Below are 18,553 nucleotides of genomic sequence, written 5' to 3' on the forward strand. Positions count from 1 at the left end.
ATTCCGCCTCCGTCCTACGCTTCCGGGGCGCCCAGCGGCCTGTTTGCCAAAGACCCTATGGCACAATCGCCTCAACGTTTTGGGTGGTGGTCACTTAAAGCGTCCTTGATTCGCAGCGCGGCTGCGGCTTTTTCCCCAAGAGGAGAACCATGAAGAAACTGAATAAAGTGGCGATGATGTTTGCAGTCGCTGCGCTCGCCACTGCCGCCGGCGCGCAGACCCGTGTCACCGCTGCGAATGGCGGCCCTACCATTGACAACTGGCAGAACGGCACCGGCGAACTCGTCTGGAAAAACGGCACGAACGAACTGTGCTGGCGCGATGCCAACTGGACGCCCGCCACTGCCGCTGCTGGTTGCGACGGTGCTCTGGTTCCTGCTGCACCTGCAGCCGTTGCGCCCACCCCGGCTGCTCCGGTCGCTCCTGCGCCTGCACCGCAAGTCGCCGCTTCGAAGGTCACCTTCGCTGCCGACGCCTTCTTCGACTTCGACAAGTCGGTCCTCAAGCCTGAAGGTCGCGCCAAGCTGACCGACCTGGTTTCGAAGATCCGCGACGTCAACCTCGAAGTGATCATCGCTGTGGGCCATACCGACTCGATCGGTTCGGACGCCTACAACCAGCGTCTGTCGGTGCGCCGCGCCGAAGCCGTGAAGGCCTTCCTGGTCTCGCAAGGCATCGAACGCAACCGCGTCTACACCGAAGGCAAGGGCGAGAAGCAGCCAGTGGCTGACAACCGCACCAAGGAAGGCCGCGCCAAGAACCGTCGCGTGGAAATCGAAGTGGTCGGCACCCGCGCCACCCGCTGATTCGATTGAATCGCTCAAAAGAACCCCGCTTCGGCGGGGTTTTTTTATGCCCGTCTGTTTCTCGCAGGCGCTGAATGGCCCGGGCTCCCGCGACCGTTCTCCGTTTCATAATCGTGGCATGACAGACCAAGTGAATGCCGACCCGGCCGAACTCGCCAAGTTTTCTGAACTGGCCCATCGCTGGTGGGATATGGACGGCGAATTCCGGCCGCTCCATGAAATCAATCCGCTGCGACTTGAATGGATCGATTCCATTGCGCCGATCTCGGGTCGCAAAGTGCTCGATATCGGCTGCGGCGGAGGCATCCTCGCGGATTCGATGGCGAGGAAGGGTGCCGACGTGCTCGGCATCGACCTTGCCGGCAAGGCGCTCAAGGTGGCGCGCCTTCATGCACTCGAGGCCGGCACGAGCGGCGTCAAGTACCGCGAGGTCAGCGCCGAGGCGCTGGCGGCCGAGCAGCCGGGCGGTTTCGATGTCGTCACCTGCATGGAGATGCTCGAGCACGTGCCCGAGCCCGCGTCGGTGGTCCAGGCCTGTGCCACGCTCGTGAAGCCCGGCGGCTGGGTGTTCTTCTCGACGATCAACCGCAACCTCAAGTCCTTCGCGTTCGCGATCGTGGGTGCCGAATACGTGCTGGGCATGCTGCCGCGCGGAACGCACGAGTACGCGAAGCTGATCCGCCCGAGCGAACTCGCCGCGCACTGCCGCGCCGCGGGGCTCGACCTGCGGCAGACCCGCGGCATGGAGCACAACCCGCTCACGCGCCGCTATTGGCTCAGCGCCGACACGAGCGTCAACTACATGTTCGCCACGCAGAAGCCGGCTGTGCCGGGGCCGCAAGCGTGACGCGCGCTCCCATCCAGGCCGTGCTGTTCGACCTCGACGGCACGCTGGTCGACAGCGCGCCCGACCTCGGCGCGGCGGCCGACAAGATGCGCACCGACCGCGGGCTCCCGTCGTATCCGCTGGAGCGCTACCGCTTCATGGCCGGTGCCGGTGCGCGTGGCATGCTCGGCGTCGCGTTCGGCATCACGCCTGACGCGCCGGAGTTCCCCGAACTGCGCGAAGAGTTCTTCGTGGCGTATGAAAAACGCATGCTGCTCAACACGCAGGTGTTCGATGGCGTGCAGGCGCTCATCGAGGCCATCCATGAACGGGGCCTGGCCTGGGGCGTGGTCACCAACAAGTCGAAGCGCTTCACCGACCCGCTGACGCGCGCCATCCCGCTCTTCGCGAGCGCCGGCGCCATCGTGAGCGGCGACACCACGCCCTATTCGAAGCCGCACCCGGAGCCGCTGCACGAAGCTGCGCGACGCCTTGAAGTACCGTCCGGCGCCTGCATCTACGTGGGCGACGACGAGCGCGACATCATCGCCGGTCGCGCCGCGGGCATGCGGACAGTCGCGGCGACCTACGGCTACATGGGGCCGCAGGCCGACGCGACCCTCTGGAATGCCGATGCCACGATTTCAACGCCCCTGGCGCTCTTGAAGTTACTCGATTAGGCCTAAAATGAGTCGCTTGGGGCTGCACTGGTTTCGACGTGGGTTCGGAATCGCAGCGGGGCATGTCGAGCTGAATGCGCTCGTAAAACAGATTCAAACAAACTAACTGCAAACGACGAACGTTTCGCACTCGCTGCTTAATTGCCAGTGAGCCTTGCAACAGTTGGCCGATGGGCTGGGCAAGGGGGTCTGGAGCAATCCTGACCTCCCGGCCGCAAGGATAATTACATGGGCTGGCTCCGATCCGGGTACCTTGGGTCGGGGCGAGAAAATAGGGTACTGGCGTCCGGTTTAGCGTGTGACTGCGCGACTCCGGAAGCGAGACTTAAATCAGATCACTAAACATGTAGAACTGCGCGAAGAAGGCTTGCGGACGGGGGTTCAAATCCCCCCAGCTCCACCATATTCATCGAAGGCCGCTCCGATCTAGAGCAGCCGCACCTCGAAATACGCTTCGTCCGTATCGCCGAGGTCGCGAAAGCCCGCGGTCCTGGCCCCGTCATACGCCTTGGCCCATCGTTTGGCCAGGGCCAATTCCTCCTTGGCAAGATCGCTCTCGGCCGACTCGCTTGCGTTCTGAAATGCGCGCAGGGCCGCGATCACCTCGCAGCCGAGCTGCTTGTCGATTTCGCGGCGAAAGCGCTGCTCCGCCACACGGATCGCATCGGACCCTGCGTAAGCGTAGTCGGCGAGTCTGACGGTGTAGAGGGCCTGCACCTCGAAGTCGGTGCTGTCGTTGTATTCGGCCTGCAGTGGCTCGGATTGCACGGGTGCGGACGGCATCGAGACATCGAACACCGGCACTTCCGCCGCGCGGTAGAAAAGTTCAGCTTGGTTCATGGTGGGTCATGGCGTGGCCTGCAAGTTGCTGTATGAATATACAGTCAATCGGTGCATCCAGGACCGTCTTGCGCTAGAAGTGGCGACTGTCCGACCCGGTATCGCGCACCGGCAGGCCAAGGTCGGCCCATGCCATTGCTCAGGCAAATCGCCGTGACCGTGTCCGAGGACGAGGAGGGCGCCTACCGCTGGCGCCTGGTCGAACTCCGGGACGAAAGTTGGCAAATGCTGAGAGAGTCGCCTCGCGGCATCGAGACCTACAAGGCAGCGATGGCTGCGGGCCTGCTCGAACTGCAAGGCATGGTCGACGACCTCGACGCGGGCCCACGCGAGGCTGAGCCAGACGGGAAGGCCGAGCAGACCCAAGCAGGCAAGGGCGGTTCCGCCTTTGGTTTTGGCTTCGGGCTGCCGAAGGTCGAGTGACCGGTCGGCGGTGTTTTCGGCCGGGGCGCGAAGCTATAGTCGACGAGCGCAGTCGCCGCCTCGATCCCACCAAAGGACGCCGTGCCCGATCCATCGATTTCGACCCTCACGAGCTACTACGACACGGTGCCCTATGAGTCGCATCCGTTCCCGCAATCCGCGATCGAGCACCTGGAGGCGATCGCCTTCCTGTTCGGCCTCGACACGCCACCGCCGTCGCGTGCGCGCGTGCTCGAACTCGGCTGTGCGGCCGGCGGCAACCTGATTCCGTATGCGGCGCGCCATCCTGGGGCCAGCGCACTCGGGCTCGACCTCTCGCGGGTGCAGGTCGAACAGGGACTTGGCGCGATTGCGCGTACGAGCCTTTCGAACGTCGCGCTGCGGGCCTTCAACCTGGCGGACGTCGATGCATCGCTCGGCCAGTTCGACTACATCGTCTGCCACGGCGTCTACAGCTGGGTGCCGGGGCCGGTGCAGGACGCGATCCTGCGCGTGTGCGCCGAGAACCTGGCGCCCGATGGCGTGGCCTACGTGAGCTACAACGTCTATCCGGGCTGGAAGGCGCGCGAGATCGTGCGCGACGCGATGATGCTGCGCGGCGGCCCGCGCGACACGCCCGACGAAAAGCTGGCTTATGCGCGCGGCATGCTCGAATTTCTGGAGCAGTCGGCCCGGCCCGGCAGCGTGCTGAAGAAGACGCTCGAGGAAACGATGCCGATCGTGCGCAACGCGAGCGGCTACTACTTGCTGCACGAGTTTCTCGAACCCTGCAATTCGCCCTGCTACTTCAAGGAGTTCGCGGCGCGTGCTGCCGCGAAAGGACTCGCCTACCTGGGCGATGCCGAACCCTCGACGATGTTCGTTCAGAACTACGGCGAGACGGTGCGCGAACCGCTGCTGCGCGAATGCGGCGGCAGCCAGATCCTGATGGAGCAGTACCTCGATTTCCTGGTCAACCGCACCTTTCGCCAGACGCTGCTCGTGCCGCAGGCGCGCGCCGGCAGCATCCGCTTGCGGCTTGATCCCGCGCGCATCCGCGCGCTCGAATTCGCAGGCGCGTTCGGCAGTGCGGACGGCGGGCCGTTCACGCTCGACGCGCGCGAGCAGCAGTGCACGGCGCAGCGCGGCGTGACGCTCACGCTGCGCTTGCCTGCGCAGAAGGCGCTGGCGCAGCTGCTCGATGCGCGCTATCCCTCGAGCATGCCGGCAGAGGCATTGATTGCCGCGGTGGCCGAGCGCACGCGCGAGCCTCTGGCTTCGATCGAGCCGATCGTGATGTCGATGCTCGAAGAACTCGCGATCATGGGCGCGGTGCGGTTCCGCCGTTCACCGGTGCAGGCCGCCGCGGAGGTGTCCGCATTCCCGCGCGCATTGGCCGCGGTGCGCAGTGCGCCGGGCCTGGCGTTGAGTGCCGGCGACACCGCCAGCGCCTGCAACCAGTGGCACGAATCCGTGGCGCTGACGCCGCTCGAACGTGCCTTGCTGCCGCTGCTCGACGGCACGCATTCGCACGAGATGCTGGCCGACCATCTCGCGGCCGAAGTTCGCGCCGACCGGCTGCGCTTCGTGCTGCGCGACAAGCCGCTCATCGATCCTTCGGCGCTGGAGGCGTTTGCGCTCGGCCAGGTGGCCCTGGGGTTGCAGGCGCTGCAGCGCAAGGCGCTGCTGGTCGGCTGACCCACGCACAATCTCTCTCTCGTCATCAAACACACAGGAGGCTTCCCATGCAGCAATTCCGTTGGACCCCGAGACTGCGCGCCGCGGTGGCGGCCGCGCTCATGCTGGGAGGCGCGGGTGCCTCGCACGCGGCTTCGCAGGCGCCGGTCGCGGCCGAGCACGGCATGGTCGTGAGCGCGCAGCATCTCGCCACGAAGATCGGCGTGGATGTGCTCCAGCGCGGCGGCAATGCGGTGGATGCCGCCGTCGCCGTGGGCTATGCGCTCGCGGTGGTGTATCCGGCCGCGGGCAACCTCGGCGGCGGCGGCTTCATGACCCTGCAACTGGCCGACGGGCGCAAGACCTTCCTCGACTTCCGCGAGAAGGCGCCGCTGGCCGCCACGGCCAACATGTACCTCGACAAGGACGGCAATGTCATCAAGGGCCTGAGCACCCTCGGCCACCTTGCGGTCGGCGTGCCCGGCACGGTCTCGGGCATGGAATACGCGCGCGAGAAGTACGGCACGATGAAGCGGGCCGACCTGATCGCACCGTCGATCCAGCTCGCCGACAAGGGCTTCGCGCTCCAGCAGGGCGACGTCGACATGCTGCTGACGTCGACCGACCATTTCAGGAAAGATCCGGCGTCGGCTGCGATCTTCCTGAACAAGGGCGAACCCTTCGCCGTGGGCCAGAAGCTGGTGCAGAAGGACCTGGCCAAGACCTTGCGCGCGATCAGCGCCAAGGGCGTGGACGGTTTCTACAAGGGACCGGTCGGCGCCGCCATCGTGGCGTCGAGCCAGGCCGGAAAGGGCATCATCACGCAGGCCGACCTCGACCAGTACAAGACGCGCGAGCTGGCCCCGATCGAGTGCGACTACCGCGGCTACCGCGTCGTGTCGGCGCCGCCGCCGAGTTCGGGCGGCGTCGTCATCTGCGAGATGCTCAACATCCTCGAGGGCTATCCGCTCAAGGACCTCGGCTTCCGCTCGGCCGAGGCGGTGCATTACCAGATCGAGGCGATGCGCCACGCCTACGTCGACCGCAACAGCTACCTGGGCGACCCCGACTTCGTTAAGAACCCGCTCGAGCGCCTGCTCGACAAGGGCTATGCCGCGAAGATCCGCGCCGCCATCGATCCGCAGAAGGCCGGCGTCTCCAAGGACATCAAGCCGGGTGTCGCGCCCCACGAGGGCAGCAACACCACCCACTACTCGATCACCGACCAATGGGGCAACGCGGTGTCGGTGACCTACACGCTCAACGACTGGTTCGGCGCCAAGGTCACGGCCGACAAGACCGGCGTGCTGCTGAACAACGAGATGGACGACTTCACCTCGAAGGTCGGCGTGCCCAACCTCTACGGCCTGGTGCAGGGCGAGGCCAACGCCATCGCGCCGGGCAAGCGCCCGCTGAGCTCGATGAGCCCGACCATCGTCTCGAAGGACGGCAAGCCGGTGTTCGTGGTCGGCACGCCCGGCGGCAGCCGCATCATCACGGCCGTGCTGCACACCATCCTGAACGTGGTCGACTACGGCATGAACGTGCAGGAGGCGGTGGACGCGCCGCGCTTCCACCAGCAATGGCTGCCCGATGTCACTAACGTCGAGCCCTACGCGCTCAGCCCCGACGCCCGCAAGATCCTGACCGACATGGGCCACAACCTGGGCGTGCCGCAGCCCGCCAACCACATGGCGGCGATCATCGTGGGCGCGCCGTCGCTCGGCGGCAAGCCCGTCGGCAACAACCGCTTCTACGGCGCCAACGATCCGCGCCGCAACACGGGCCTGGCGGCAGGGTACTGATGCACCTGCAAGACATCCTCTACACCCAGGGTTTCGGCACGCGGCGCGTCTGCGCGGGGCTGGTCCAGCAAGGCTTCGTCACCATTGCCGGCGCGGTGGTCGACGACCCTGCCGCCGACCTGGAACCGGAAGGCCTGCGGTTCACGGTGCAGGGCACCGAATGGGCTTATTTCGAGAAGGCCTACCTGATGCTGCACAAGCCGGCCGGCACCGAGTGCTCGCAGAAGCCGTCGACCTACCCGAGCATCTACACGCTGCTGCCATCGCCGCTGCGGCTGCGGCCCAACAAGGCGGCGGTGCAGGGCGTGCAGGCGATCGGACGGCTCGACCAGGACACGACCGGCCTGCTGCTGTTGACCGACGACGGCCAGTTCATCCACCGCATGGGCTCGCCGAAGCACCATGTGCCGAAGGTCTACGAAGTGACCGCCAAGCACCCGGTGGACGCGGCGCAGATCGCGCGCCTGCTGGCCGGCGTGGTGCTCGACGACGATCCAAAGCCGGTGCGCGCCGCCGCCTGCGAATCCGACGCCCCGCTGCACCTGCGGCTGACGCTCACCGAAGGCAAGTACCACCAGGTCAAGCGCATGCTGGCCGCGGTGGGCAACCGGGTCGAGGCGCTGCGCCGTTCGCGCATCGGCACGGTGGCGCTGCCTGACGATCTGGCGCCCGGGCAGTGGCGCTGGCTTGATGCGGCCGAGGTCGCCGCGCTGCGCGCGCCCGCCAAATAAGCGGCGATTTCCTATGCCGGCGGTCAGCCGGCGGGCGCATACGATCGTTACCATCCGAAGCACTTCTCCGGAATTTCACTTGCGTCTTCCTGCCCGCCAGCCCGGCCGCGCCGCGGCCCTTGTTCTTTTGTACGCCTTGCTGAGCTGCGCGGCCGCCAGCGCCGGGCCACCGGAGCCGCCGCCGCCGATCTTCGTGCTCAATTCGCTCGATGCCAGCGTGAGCGTGATCAGCCCGGTCGACTGGACCGAGAAGCTGCGCATCCCGACCGGCAAGGAGCCGCACCACATCTACATGACGCCGGACGAGAAGTCGGTGATCGTGGCCAACTCGGCCGGCGACTCCCTGACTTTCGTGAACCCGCGCACCGCCGAGGTCCAGCGCGTGGTGTACGGCATCATCGATCCGTACCACCTCCAGTTCTCGCGCGACATGAAGTGGTTCGTCACCGCGGCCAACCGGCTGAACCACGTCGACGTCTACCACTGGGACGGCCACGACCTGAAGCTCGCCAAGCGCATTGCCACGGGCAAGACGCCGAGCCACATCTGGATCGACCGGACCAGCACCGTCGCCTACGTCACGATGCAGGACAGCGACGAACTCATCGCCGTCGACTTGCCGACGCAGACCATCCGCTGGCGCATCGCGACCGGCCCGATGCCGGCTGACGTCTACGGTGCGCACAACGACCAGACGTTGCTCGTCGGCCTGACCGGCAGCGATGGCGTGCAGGTGTTCGACGTGGCCGGCCCCCAGCCAAAGTTGGTCGGCCAGATTCCGACGGGCAAGGGCGCCCACGCGTTCCGCGCGGCCGGCGACGGCAAGAGCGTGTTCGTGAGCAACCGCGTCGCCAACTCCATCAGCCGCATCGACCTGGCGACGCTGAAGGTCACGGCGACCTATGCCGTGCCCGGCGGCCCCGACTGCATGGATGTGTCCGCCGACGGCAAGACGCTGTACGTCACCTCGCGCTGGGCCAAGAAGCTCAGCGTGGTCGACCTTGCGAGCCAGAAGGTCGTGCGTCAGATCAACGTCGGCCGGTCCCCGCACGGCGTCTGGACCCTGGACCATGCGAAGAGGACCTGAGCCGGCGCGCCGGCATGCGTTGCGCGGGCTGGCCGCGGCCATGGGGGTCGCGGCCGCCTTCGGCACCACGCTGGCGGCAGCGGCCGGCACCGGGGGCGCCTGCGCAAAACCCCTCTACCTGACCTTCGACACCGGCCACATGGGCGTGGCCGAGCTTGTGGCCGACGTGCTCCGGCGCCACGACGTGCGCGTGACCTTCTTCGGCGCCGCCGAGCGCACGCTGGACGGCGGCGACAGCCTCGACCGGCACTGGGCGCCCTGGTGGAAGGCGCGCGCGGCCGAAGGCCACGAGTTCGCATCGCACACTTACGACCATGCCTACTGGCGCGCCGACCTCGAGGGCCCCGAACCGCGCTTTCGCATCAAGCCATCGGCCGGTGCGTTGGCGGGGCGCGAATTCACCTGGAGCGCCGCCGAATACTGCGCCGACATCGCCAAGGCCTCGGAGCGCCTCGCACTCGTCACCGGCAAAAAGCCCCTGCCGCTGTTCCGCGCGCCCGGCGGCAAGACTTCTGCGCGGCTGCTCGCGGCCGCCAAGGCCTGCGGCTTCGCCCATGTGGGATGGTCGCCGGCCGGGTTCCTCGGCGACGAGCTGCCGAGCGAGAAGTTCAGCAACGAGAAACTTCTGAAGCAGGCGCTCGGCAGCATCCGCCCCGGCGACATCCTGCTCGCGCACCTGGGCATCTGGTCGCGCAAGGACCCCTGGGCGCCGGCCAATCTCGAGTCACTGATCGTGGGCCTGAAGGCGAAGGGCTTCTGCTTCGAAACACTGCGCCAGCATCCCCAGTACCGCGACTGGATCGCATCGCATCCTTGAACAGGCCGAGATGATCGACGGGTTCACCGATGTTTTTTCCGCGCTGCAGGGCTGGTTCTTCGAAACACTGGTCCAGCCGCTGGTGTATGCGGCCGGCTTCGGCGGCTGGACCGAGGACGCGTTCGACGCCACCGGCTGGCTGCTGGTCGGCCTGATCCAGGTGCTGGTGCTGCTCGCCGTCATCGGGCCGCTGCAGCGCTGGCGCGCAGTCGAGCCGGTGGCCGATCGCCGCGCGATCCGCACCGACATCCTCTACACGCTGATCCACCGGCTGGGCCTGTTCCGGCTTGCGATGTTCTTCACGCTCGAGCCCGTCTTCGACGACGCCCTCGGCAGCCTGCGCGCCGCGGGCTGGGGCACCCTGCACCTCGACGGGCTCTGGCCCGGCGTGACCGACGTGCCGCTGGTCGCGTTCGTGGTCTACCTCGTGGTGCTCGATTTCGTCGGCTATTGGATCCACCGCGGCCAGCACCGCTTCAGGTGGTGGTGGGGCCTGCATTCGCTGCACCATTCGCAGCGCCAGATGACCATGTGGAGCGACGACCGCAACCACCTGCTCGACGACGTATTGCACGGCACGCTGATCGTGCTGGTCGCACAGCTGATCGGCGTGGCGCCGGGCCAGTTCATCGCCTTCGTGGCCTTCACCCAGCTCAGCGAGAGCCTGCAGCATGCCAATCTCCGGCTCGGCTTCGGTGCCGTGGGCGAGCGGCTCTGGATCAGCCCGCGCTTCCACCGCCTGCACCACAGCATCGGCCTGGGCCACGAATCGCGCGGCGCCCACACGCTGGGCGGCTGCAACTTCGGCGTGCTGCTGCCGTGCTGGGACCTGCTGTTCGGCACCGCGAACTTCGAGAACCGCTACGACCCGACCGGCATCCGCGACCAGGTCGAGCCCGGCGCCGACGGACGCCTGCGCGATTACGGCCAGGGCTTCTGGTCGCAGCAATGGCTCGGCCTGAAGCGCCTGGTCGGCCGGCACTGAGCCTCGGCGCCTCCCGGGGCGGTTATCCTTCCCACCCAATGCGCCTGCTCATCGACTCCTTCTGGCGCGCGGTCGCCTATTGCATGCTGCCGCGCGTGATCGTGCTGTCGCTGTTGCCGCTGGCCCTCATGGTGCTGCTGGCCGCGGGCTTCGGCTATTTCTTCTGGGACGCGGCTGTGGCATGGACGCGCGAGGCGCTCGATGCCTGGCCGCTATTGTCGAGCTTCTGGAGCTGGATCGGCCGGCTGTTCTCGAGCGACGTCACCTCGGTGCTCGCGCCGATGGTGGTGGTCTTTGCGGCCACGCCGCTGATCGTGGTGGTCTCGCTGATCGTGGTGGCGGGCCTCATGGCCCCGCCGCTCACCACGCTGGTGGCGAACCGCCGCTTCCCGGTGCTCGAGCGCAAGAAGGGCGCCTCGTTCATCGGCAGCGTGGCGCGCTCACTCGGCGTCACCGTGCTGGCGCTGCTAGCGCTCGTGGTGTCCATGCCGCTCTGGCTCATTCCGCCGCTGGTGCTGATATTGCCGCCGCTGATCTGGGGCTGGCTCACCTACCGCGTGATGAGCTTCGATGCGCTGGCGGACCACGCCAGCCCCGAGGAGCGCGCCACGCTGCTGCGCACGCACCGGGTGCCGCTGCTGTGCATCGGCGTGTTCTGCGGCTACCTCGGCGCGGCACCGAGCATCGTCTGGGCCTCGGGCCTGCTGTTCGCCGCCGCTTTCTTCGTGCTGGTGCCGCTCGCGATCTGGATCTACACGCTGGTGTTCGCGTTTTCCGCGCTCTGGTTCGCCCACTACTGCCTCGACGCGCTCGCGAAACTGCGCGCGCAGCGCGAGGCCGCGGCGACGCTGGCCGGCGCAAACCCTTCTGCGGACGAGGCCGACCGGGCCGTTCTTTCTCAATGGAAATCCCCATGACCCGCGCTTTTGGCCTGATCGTCGTCGGTGACGAGATCCTTTCTGGCAAGCGTGCCGACAAGCACATGCCCAAGGTCATTGAGCTGCTGGCCGCCCGTGGCCTTCAGCTCGGCTGGGCCGAGTACGTAGGCGATGTGCCCGCGCGCATCACGGCGGCGCTGGCGCGTGCCTTCGCCTCGGGCGATGTCGTCTTTTCGACCGGTGGCATCGGTGCCACGCCCGACGACCACACACGGCAGTGCGCCGCCCAGGCACTCGGGCGGCCGCTCGAACTGCATCCCGAGGCCGAGGCGCTGATCCGCGAACGCATGCAGGACACCGCGCGCGAGCAGGGCACGGTCTACGAGCCCGACCGGCCCGACAACATCCACCGCCTCAACATGGGCGTGTTTCCTCAGGGCGCGACGATCATCCGGAACCCGTACAACAAGATCCCGGGCTTCAGCGTCGAGCATGTGCATTTCGTCCCGGGCTTTCCCGTCATGGCGTGGCCGATGATCGAATCGGTGCTCGAGAGCCGCTACCCCGACCTGTTCACGACCGGCCAGTCGGCCGAGAAGTCGGTCATCGTCTTCGGCGCCATGGAAGCCACGCTCACGCCGCTGATGCTGGCCGTCGAGGCGGCGCATGCCGGCGTCAAGGTGTTCAGCCTGCCGAGCGTCGACCATCCAAAATACGGGCGGCACATCGAACTCGGCGTCAAGGGCGATCCGCTGCAGCTCGATGCCGCCTATGCCCAGCTGATTGAAGGGTTGCACGCCTTTGAAGCGAAGTTGGGCCCAGAATTGGTGCGCTGATCTCGTTTGCACCAGTTTGGTGAATCATCTTCATCATTTGGGGGCGGGCGCCGTGCCCGGAGCCTCCCCAAGACGGGGCGACAATGGCACAGAACCTGCATTCCCCGACCCTGTCATTCCAACCACCCATCCAACCAGGAGAAACTGATGGCAAAGACCGTCGCCGACGTACTCAAGCTCGTGAAGGAAAACGAGGTCAAGTTCGTCGACTTCCGCTTCACCGACACCCGCGGCAAGGAGCAGCACGTGACCGTGCCCGTGTCGCATTTCGATGAAGACAAATTCACTTCGGGCCACGCGTTCGACGGTTCGTCCATCGCCGGTTGGAAGGGCATCGAAGCCTCGGACATGCAGCTCATGCCCGACCCCAACACCGCTAACATCGATCCGTTCTTCGAAGAGACGACGCTGATCCTGACCTGCGACGTGATCGACCCGACCGACGGCAAGCCCTACGAGCGCGACCCGCGTTCGCTCGCCAAGCGCGCCGAGGCCTACATGAAGGCGTCGGGCCTGGGCGACACCGCTTTCTTCGGTCCGGAGCCGGAATTCTTCGTGTTCGACAGCGTGCGCTGGAAGAACGACATGTCGGGCTGCTTCGTCAAGATCGACTCCGAAGAAGCCTCGTGGAACACTGACAAGGAATACGAGCACGGCAACACCGGCCATCGCCCGGCGGTCAAGGGCGGCTACTTCCCGGTGCCTCCGGTCGACAGCTTCCAGGACATGCGCTCCGAAATGTGCCTGGTGCTCGAATCGCTCGGCATCCCGGTCGAAGTGCATCACCATGAAGTGGCCAACGCCGGCCAGATGGAGCTCGGCACCAAGTTCAGCACGCTGATCCAGCGCGCCGACTGGGTACAGCTGCAGAAGTACGTGATCCACAACGTGGCCCACGCCTACGGCAAGACCGCCACCTTCATGCCCAAGCCCATCGTCGGCGACAACGGCTCGGGCATGCACGTGCACCAGTCGGTCTGGAAGGACGGCAAGAACCTGTTCGCCGGCGACGGCTATGCGGGCCTCTCGGACTTCGCGCTGCACTACATCGGCGGCATCATCAAGCACGCCCGTGCGCTGAACGCCATCACGAACCCCGGCACCAACAGCTACAAGCGCCTGGTTCCCGGCTTCGAAGCGCCGGTGAAGCTGGCCTATTCGGCCAAGAATCGCTCGGCCTCGATCCGCATTCCGTTCGTGTCGAACCCGAAGGGCCGCCGCGTCGAGGCGCGCTTCCCGGATCCGCTGATGAACCCGTACCTCGGTTTTGCCGCGCTGCTGATGGCGGGCCTCGACGGCGTCGAGAACAAGATCCATCCGGGCGAAGCCGCCAGCAAGGACCTGTACCACCTGCCGCCCGAAGAAGACGCGCTGATCCCGACCGTCTGCCACAGCCTGGACCAGGCGCTCGAGTACCTCGACAAGGACCGTGCGTTCCTGACCAAGGGCGGCGTGTTCACCGATGCCTACATCGATGCCTACATCGAGCTGAAGATGCAGGAAGTCACGCGCTTCCGCATGGCGACCCATCCGGTCGAGTTCGACATGTACTATTCGCTCTGATCGCGGGCCCTTGCGGGCACGACACCCAAAAGGACGGCTGCGGCCGTCCTTTTTTCTGGGCCGGGAACATCGTGTCATCGGCAGCGTCGAATTGCACGAAAATGCCCGATCCCGCCACTCACGCCCCTCCATGAAGCTTGCCTCACTGATCTTTCTGGCCGGTTCGCTTGCTGCCTTGCCCGCGCTCTCCCAGGAGCGCGTGTGGCGCTGCGGAAACGAATACACCAACAACGCGACGATCGCGCAGCAAAAGGGCTGCAAGGTCATCGAAGGCGGCAACGTCACCGTCGTGCAGGGCACTCGCCCTTCGGGCACTGGCGCCGCCGCCAGCGGCAGCCCGGCGCCATCGGCCTCGCGCTCGCCCGCCGGCAGTCCGCGTGTCGAAGGCGTCGACCAGCGTGCGCGCGACGGCGAAGCCCGCTCGGTGCTCGAGGCCGAACTCCGCAAGGCCGAGGCGCGCCAGGCCGAGCTGCAGCGCGAGTACAACAATGGCGAGCCCGAGAAGCAGGGCAGCGAAGGCCGCAACTACCAGAAGTACCTCGACCGCGTGGCTGAGATGAAGGCCGAACTCGCGCGCAACGAGAGCGACATCGCGGGCATTCGCCGCGAGCTCGGCCGCTTGCCGGCCAGGCCGTAGCCATGGTGTTCGGGAAGAAGGCGGCCAGCGCCACACCGCGCTTCCAGTCCTTCGACCTGCTCTCCACGCTGATCGCCGTGGTCAGCACCAAGGGGTCGGTGCTGTTCGCCAACGCCGCGCTCGAAGACGCGCTGGCCACGTCGCGCCGCACGCTCGAAGGCTCTCAGTTCGGCGCCTGCTTTCACGAGCCGCAGGTGCTGCGCACCGCGATCGACGGCGCCCGCAGCAACGACTTCGCCACGCTGCGCTACGAGGCCTTCTTGCGCCGGGTGAACCACGAGCTGATGCCGGTGCAGGTCACGCTGGCACAGGGCGACAAGGCGGGCGAGCTGATCATCGAGATGTCGCCGCTCGAGCAGCAGGTGCGGCAAGACCGCGAAGAGCGCCTGCTCGACCAGGCGCAGGCCAACAAGGAACTCATCCGCAACCTCGCGCACGAGATCAAGAACCCGCTCGGCGGCATCCGCGGCGCGGCGCAGCTGCTGCAGATGGAGGTCGAGTCGCGCGACCTCATCGAATACACCAACGTCATCATCCATGAGGCCGACCGGCTGCAGACCCTGGTTGACCGCCTGCTGGCGCCGCACCGGCGTCCGCACGTCGTGGGCGACGTCAACATCCACGAGGTCTGCGAGCGCGTGCGCTCCGTGATCCTGGCGGAGTTCCCGCGCGACCTGCACATCGAGCGCGACTTCGACGTCTCGATCCCCGAGTTCCGCGGCGATCGCGAACAGCTGATCCAGGCCACGCTCAACATCGCGCACAACGCGGCGCAGGCGCTCGCCGAGCGTCGCGCGGCGGGCGACGCGCAGATCACTTTCAAGACGCGCATTGCCCGGCAGGTGATATTCAACAAGCAATGGTATCGATTGGCACTGGAATTGCATGTCATCGACAATGGACCGGGTGTGCCGGACGCGATCAAGGACCGCATCTTCTATCCGCTCGTATCGGGCAGGGAAGGCGGAACCGGGCTTGGTTTGACGCTGGCGCAAACTTTCGTGCAACAGCATCACGGCGTGATCGAGTGCGACAGTGTCCCGGGCCGAACCGATTTCAAGATACTGATCCCGCTGCCCTAGCAGCCACCGGCCCACAAGGAGATGCATGAAGCCGATCTGGATAGTTGATGACGACCAATCGATCCGCTTCGTGCTGGAGAAGGCTCTGTTGCGCGAAGACCTGCCGACGCGCAGCTTCACCAGCGCGCGCGAGGTGCTGGCGGCCCTCGAGCAGGCCGGCGGCGACGAGCAGCAGGGGCCGCAGGTCCTGGTGAGCGACATCCGCATGCCCGGTGGCTCGGGCCTCGACCTGCTCGACAAGATCAAGGCCAAGCATCCGGGCCTGCCGGTCATCATCATGACGGCGTTCTCCGACCTCGACAGCGCCGTCTCGGCGTTCCAGGGCGGCGCCTTCGAATACCTGCCCAAGCCCTTCGACCTGCCGCGCGCCGTCGAGCTGATCCGCCGCGCGGTCGACGAGAGCCAGCGCGAGGAAGTGGCCGAGGAGCGCATGGCTGCCGCGCCCGAGATGCTGGGCCAGGCGCCCGCCATGCAGGACGTGTTCCGCGCCATCGGCCGGCTCTCGCAGAGCAACGTCACGGTGCTCATCACCGGCGAATCGGGCTCGGGCAAGGAGCTCGTCGCGCGCGCGCTGCACAAGCATTCGCCGCGCGCCAACGGGCCCTTCGTGGCCATCAACACCGCGGCCATCCCGAAGGACCTGCTGGAGAGCGAGCTGTTCGGCCACGAGCGCGGTGCCTTCACCGGCGCGCAGACCATGCGGCGAGGGCGCTTCGAGCAGGCCGAGGGCGGCACGCTCTTCCTCGACGAGATCGGCGACATGCCGTTCGACCTGCAGACGCGCCTGCTGCGCGTGCTCAGCGACGGGCACTTCTACCGTGTCGGCGGCCACAACTCGGTGAAGGCCAACGTGCGCGTCATTGCGGCCACGCACCAGGACCTGGAGCAGCGCGTCAAGCTCGGCGGCTTCCGCGAAGACCTGTTCCACCGCCTCAACGTGATCCGGCTGCGCCTGCCGGCGCTGCGCGAACGCGGCGAGGACGTGCCGGCCCTCACGCGCCACTTCCTGCAGGTGAGTGCGCGCCAGCTCGGTGTCGAGCCCAAGCGCATTTCCGAGGCTGCGCTGGCCAAGCTCGCGACCTTCGGCTTCCCCGGCAACGTGCGCCAGCTCGAGAACATCTGCCACTGGCTCACCGTGATGGCGCCGGCGCAACTCATCGAGACCAAGGACCTGCCACCCGAGATCATGGCCGTCGCGCCTGCCGCGGCCGAAGTGTCTGTTGCTGCTGCTGCTGCTGCTGCCGCGCCGCTGCATGCAGCACCGCTTGCATCGCCGGGCGGCGATCGTGAGTTTTCCGCGCCCATGGCCGCCGCGTCCGAAACCCTCGTCGCCGAAGTCCCGGTCGTTGCGAGCAGCTGGGAGAGCGGCCTGGAGACGGAAGCCCAGGCGCTGCTTGCGGCCGGGCGCACTGACGTCTGGGACGTGCTCTCGCGCCGCTTCGAATCGCGCCTGATCCTCGCGGCGCTGGCCAGCACCCGCGGCCGGCGCATCGAGGCCGCCCAGAAGCTCGGCATCGGCCGCAACACGATCACGCGCAAGATCCAGGAACTCGGGATCGAATAGCCCCCGCAAGGGGAGCGAGCCTACCGGCTGCGCTGCCCCAGCGTCAGCGAGTCGAGCTGGAAGTTGCCGCTCTTGTCCCAGAGCCAGGTGTCGACGTAGGTGTGGCCGCCCAGGCGCCCCGGGCTCGGCAGCGGCGAGGCGCCCCTGATGAGTTTCGCGATCATCGGCGGCACTTCGGGCGCGTGGCTGGGCACGCGGCTGAAGGTCACGTTCCTCACGTTGCCCTCGGCGTCGAGGTCGGTCTCGACCACCACCACCGCATAGACCAGCGGCGGAATCTTGCCCTTGTAGATGCGCTTGGCGTACGTGTTGTAGATCTTGCGCGCGCCGGTCTTGCGGTAGGCCCGCACGACCGGTGTCTGCGCGGTGATCAGGCGCACCGTCGGCACGTCGCTGCGCGCGCCGGGCAGATCGTCGGAGGCCGAAGCGCCCGGTTTCCCGTCGTCGCCGGACTTGGTGTCGGATGGCTTGAGCACCGAGCAGCCGGCGAGCGTCAGCAGCACGGCGGCGACTGCGAGCAGACGGATGGTCATGGCGCCGGCACTCCCTGGTCGAGTTCGAGCACCACCGGCGCATGGTCGCTGGGCTTCTCCCACTTGCGCGGCACACGGTCGATGACGCAGCCCCGTGCGCGCGGCACCAGCGGCTCGCTCACCAGAATGTGGTCGATGCGCAGTCCGCGGTTCTTCTGGTAGCCGAGCATCCGGTAGTCCCACCACGAATAGCTTTTTTCGGGTTGCTCGAAGAGCCGGAAGCTGTCGACCAGGCCCAGCGCCAGCAGCGCCTTGAACTCTTCGCGTTCTTCGGTCGTGTGGTGGATGGTTTCCTTCAGGCCCACCGGGTCGTAGCTGTCGCGGTCTTCGGGCGTGACGTTGAAGTCGCCGAGCAGCACCAGGTTCGGGTGCGCGGCCATCTCTTCGCGCAGCCATTCGCGCAGCGCGCGCAGCCAGCCCATCTTGTAGGCGAACTTTTCGGTCCCCGGCGCCTGCCCGTTGACGAAGTAGCCGTTCACCACGCGCAGCGGACCGGTCGGCGTCTGCACCGTGGCCGCGATCACGCGCGACTGGTCGTCGGTGAAGCCGCCGATGTTCTTCACCACGTCGCCCATCGGCATCAGGCTCAGGATAGCGACGCCGTTGTAGGTCTTCTGGCCGAACACCGCGCAGTCGTAGCCGGCCGACTTGAGCACGTCGAGCGGAAACTTGTCGTCGCTCATCTTGAGTTCCTGCAGGCACAGCACGTCCACAGGGTTGGCGATCAGCCAGTCGAGCACGTGCTGCAGGCGGGCGGTGAGGGAATTGACGTTCCAGGTGGCTATGCGCAAGGCGTTCTCCAGG

19 protein-coding genes and 1 other RNA gene are annotated in these 18,553 nt (G+C 66.7%); 17 read left to right on the forward strand and 3 right to left on the reverse strand.

The annotated features are described in order from the left end of the window. The first annotated feature begins 149 nt into the window (after positions 1–149). From ompA to ssrA, 4 genes are all read left to right on the forward strand, one after another. On the forward strand, positions 150–806 hold the full coding sequence (gene ompA, locus AC3A6J_RS10175; RefSeq protein ID WP_487859807.1) for an outer membrane protein OmpA: 657 nt from the start codon (positions 150–152) through the stop codon (positions 804–806). 118 nt (positions 807–924) lie between these two features. Then, complete coding sequence (gene ubiG / locus AC3A6J_RS10180; RefSeq protein ID WP_487859808.1) at positions 925–1,653, forward strand: bifunctional 2-polyprenyl-6-hydroxyphenol methylase/3-demethylubiquinol 3-O-methyltransferase UbiG; 729 nt, start codon at positions 925–927, stop codon at positions 1,651–1,653. Next, positions 1,650–2,312 carry an HAD-IA family hydrolase gene (locus AC3A6J_RS10185; protein WP_487859809.1) on the forward strand — a complete coding sequence of 221 codons (663 nt, stop codon included), beginning with the start codon at positions 1,650–1,652 and terminating at the stop codon, positions 2,310–2,312. Before ubiG ends, AC3A6J_RS10185 begins: the two co-directional genes overlap by 4 nt. A gap of 18 nt (positions 2,313–2,330) precedes the next feature. Next, positions 2,331–2,715, forward strand: a transfer-messenger RNA (tmRNA) gene (gene ssrA, locus AC3A6J_RS10190). 23 nt (positions 2,716–2,738) lie between these two features. Here the strand turns inward: ssrA and AC3A6J_RS10195 are convergent. Next, entirely contained in the window at positions 2,739–3,152 is a 414-nt protein-coding gene (locus AC3A6J_RS10195; RefSeq protein WP_487859810.1) for a hypothetical protein, read from the reverse strand. 129 nt (positions 3,153–3,281) lie between these two features. Between AC3A6J_RS10195 and AC3A6J_RS10200 the strand changes: the two genes are divergently transcribed. The 13 genes from AC3A6J_RS10200 to ntrC all read left to right on the forward strand — a co-directional run bounded on the left by AC3A6J_RS10200 (position 3,282) and on the right by ntrC (position 17,216). Continuing rightward, positions 3,282–3,575, forward strand: coding sequence for a hypothetical protein (locus tag AC3A6J_RS10200; protein WP_487859811.1), 294 nt, complete (start codon positions 3,282–3,284; stop codon positions 3,573–3,575). 81 nt (positions 3,576–3,656) lie between these two features. After that, a complete protein-coding gene (locus tag AC3A6J_RS10205; protein ID WP_487859812.1) occupies positions 3,657–5,252 on the forward strand; it encodes a methyltransferase regulatory domain-containing protein in 1,596 nt (531 codons plus the stop codon). A 47-nt stretch (positions 5,253–5,299) separates the two neighbouring features. After that, a complete protein-coding gene (gene ggt / locus AC3A6J_RS10210) occupies positions 5,300–7,036 on the forward strand; it encodes a gamma-glutamyltransferase (protein ID WP_487859813.1) in 1,737 nt (578 codons plus the stop codon). Next, positions 7,036–7,767 (forward strand): pseudouridine synthase, encoded by a 732-nt coding sequence (locus AC3A6J_RS10215; protein WP_487859814.1) that lies wholly within the window; start codon positions 7,036–7,038, stop codon positions 7,765–7,767. Before ggt ends, AC3A6J_RS10215 begins: the two co-directional genes overlap by 1 nt. 79 nt (positions 7,768–7,846) lie before the next feature. After that, positions 7,847–8,854, forward strand: a complete 1,008-nt coding sequence (locus AC3A6J_RS10220; protein WP_487859815.1) for a YncE family protein — start codon at positions 7,847–7,849, stop codon at positions 8,852–8,854. After that, a complete protein-coding gene (locus AC3A6J_RS10225) occupies positions 8,838–9,671 on the forward strand; it encodes a polysaccharide deacetylase family protein (protein WP_487859816.1) in 834 nt (277 codons plus the stop codon). The genes AC3A6J_RS10220 and AC3A6J_RS10225 overlap by 17 nt, the downstream gene beginning before the upstream one ends. 10 nt (positions 9,672–9,681) lie before the next feature. Beyond that, entirely contained in the window at positions 9,682–10,656 is a 975-nt protein-coding gene (locus AC3A6J_RS10230; protein WP_487859817.1) for a sterol desaturase family protein, read from the forward strand. Positions 10,657–10,694: 38 nt separating this feature from the next. Further along, positions 10,695–11,573 carry an EI24 domain-containing protein gene (locus AC3A6J_RS10235; RefSeq protein ID WP_487859818.1) on the forward strand — a complete coding sequence of 293 codons (879 nt, stop codon included), beginning with the start codon at positions 10,695–10,697 and terminating at the stop codon, positions 11,571–11,573. Continuing rightward, a complete protein-coding gene (locus AC3A6J_RS10240; protein ID WP_487859819.1) occupies positions 11,570–12,370 on the forward strand; it encodes a competence/damage-inducible protein A in 801 nt (266 codons plus the stop codon). Before AC3A6J_RS10235 ends, AC3A6J_RS10240 begins: the two co-directional genes overlap by 4 nt. Positions 12,371–12,517: 147 nt before the next feature. After that, positions 12,518–13,933 (forward strand): type I glutamate--ammonia ligase, encoded by a 1,416-nt coding sequence (gene glnA, locus AC3A6J_RS10245; protein ID WP_487859820.1) that lies wholly within the window; start codon positions 12,518–12,520, stop codon positions 13,931–13,933. Positions 13,934–14,063: 130 nt separating this feature from the next. Next, on the forward strand, positions 14,064–14,570 hold the full coding sequence (locus tag AC3A6J_RS10250) for a hypothetical protein (protein ID WP_487859821.1): 507 nt from the start codon (positions 14,064–14,066) through the stop codon (positions 14,568–14,570). Positions 14,571–14,572: 2 nt separating this feature from the next. After that, a complete protein-coding gene (glnL, locus tag AC3A6J_RS10255) occupies positions 14,573–15,652 on the forward strand; it encodes a nitrogen regulation protein NR(II) (protein ID WP_487859822.1) in 1,080 nt (359 codons plus the stop codon). Positions 15,653–15,677: 25 nt separating this feature from the next. Beyond that, positions 15,678–17,216, forward strand: a complete 1,539-nt coding sequence (gene ntrC / locus AC3A6J_RS10260) for a nitrogen regulation protein NR(I) (protein ID WP_487859823.1) — start codon at positions 15,678–15,680, stop codon at positions 17,214–17,216. Between the two features lie 20 nt (positions 17,217–17,236). On the opposite strand, the gene AC3A6J_RS10265 is transcribed toward ntrC, so the two are convergent. Together AC3A6J_RS10265 and xth are read right to left on the reverse strand one after the other, a co-directional pair. Continuing rightward, positions 17,237–17,749, reverse strand: coding sequence for a hypothetical protein (locus AC3A6J_RS10265; RefSeq protein ID WP_487859824.1), 513 nt, complete (start codon positions 17,747–17,749; stop codon positions 17,237–17,239). Then, complete coding sequence (gene xth / locus AC3A6J_RS10270; RefSeq protein WP_487859825.1) at positions 17,746–18,540, reverse strand: exodeoxyribonuclease III; 795 nt, start codon at positions 18,538–18,540, stop codon at positions 17,746–17,748. Before xth ends, AC3A6J_RS10265 begins: the two co-directional genes overlap by 4 nt. Positions 18,541–18,553 lie beyond the last annotated feature (13 nt).

It is taken from the genome of Variovorax sp. Soil_C_39 (assembly GCF_057656815.1).

Coding starts and splice junctions, on each gene's coding strand:
- ompA (WP_487859807.1), top strand. CDS start 150: ATGAAGAAACTGAATAAAGTGGCGATGATGTTTGCAGTCGCTGCGCTC.
- ubiG (WP_487859808.1), top strand. CDS start 925: ATGACAGACCAAGTGAATGCCGACCCGGCCGAACTCGCCAAGTTTTCT.
- AC3A6J_RS10195 (WP_487859810.1), bottom strand. CDS start 3,152: ATGAACCAAGCTGAACTTTTCTACCGCGCGGCGGAAGTGCCGGTGTTC.
- AC3A6J_RS10200 (WP_487859811.1), top strand. CDS start 3,282: ATGCCATTGCTCAGGCAAATCGCCGTGACCGTGTCCGAGGACGAGGAG.
- ggt (WP_487859813.1), top strand. CDS start 5,300: ATGCAGCAATTCCGTTGGACCCCGAGACTGCGCGCCGCGGTGGCGGCC.
- AC3A6J_RS10215 (WP_487859814.1), top strand. CDS start 7,036: ATGCACCTGCAAGACATCCTCTACACCCAGGGTTTCGGCACGCGGCGC.
- AC3A6J_RS10225 (WP_487859816.1), top strand. CDS start 8,838: ATGCGAAGAGGACCTGAGCCGGCGCGCCGGCATGCGTTGCGCGGGCTG.
- AC3A6J_RS10230 (WP_487859817.1), top strand. CDS start 9,682: ATGATCGACGGGTTCACCGATGTTTTTTCCGCGCTGCAGGGCTGGTTC.
- AC3A6J_RS10235 (WP_487859818.1), top strand. CDS start 10,695: ATGCGCCTGCTCATCGACTCCTTCTGGCGCGCGGTCGCCTATTGCATG.
- AC3A6J_RS10240 (WP_487859819.1), top strand. CDS start 11,570: ATGACCCGCGCTTTTGGCCTGATCGTCGTCGGTGACGAGATCCTTTCT.
- glnA (WP_487859820.1), top strand. CDS start 12,518: ATGGCAAAGACCGTCGCCGACGTACTCAAGCTCGTGAAGGAAAACGAG.
- AC3A6J_RS10250 (WP_487859821.1), top strand. CDS start 14,064: ATGAAGCTTGCCTCACTGATCTTTCTGGCCGGTTCGCTTGCTGCCTTG.
- glnL (WP_487859822.1), top strand. CDS start 14,573: ATGGTGTTCGGGAAGAAGGCGGCCAGCGCCACACCGCGCTTCCAGTCC.
- ntrC (WP_487859823.1), top strand. CDS start 15,678: ATGAAGCCGATCTGGATAGTTGATGACGACCAATCGATCCGCTTCGTG.
- AC3A6J_RS10265 (WP_487859824.1), bottom strand. CDS start 17,749: ATGACCATCCGTCTGCTCGCAGTCGCCGCCGTGCTGCTGACGCTCGCC.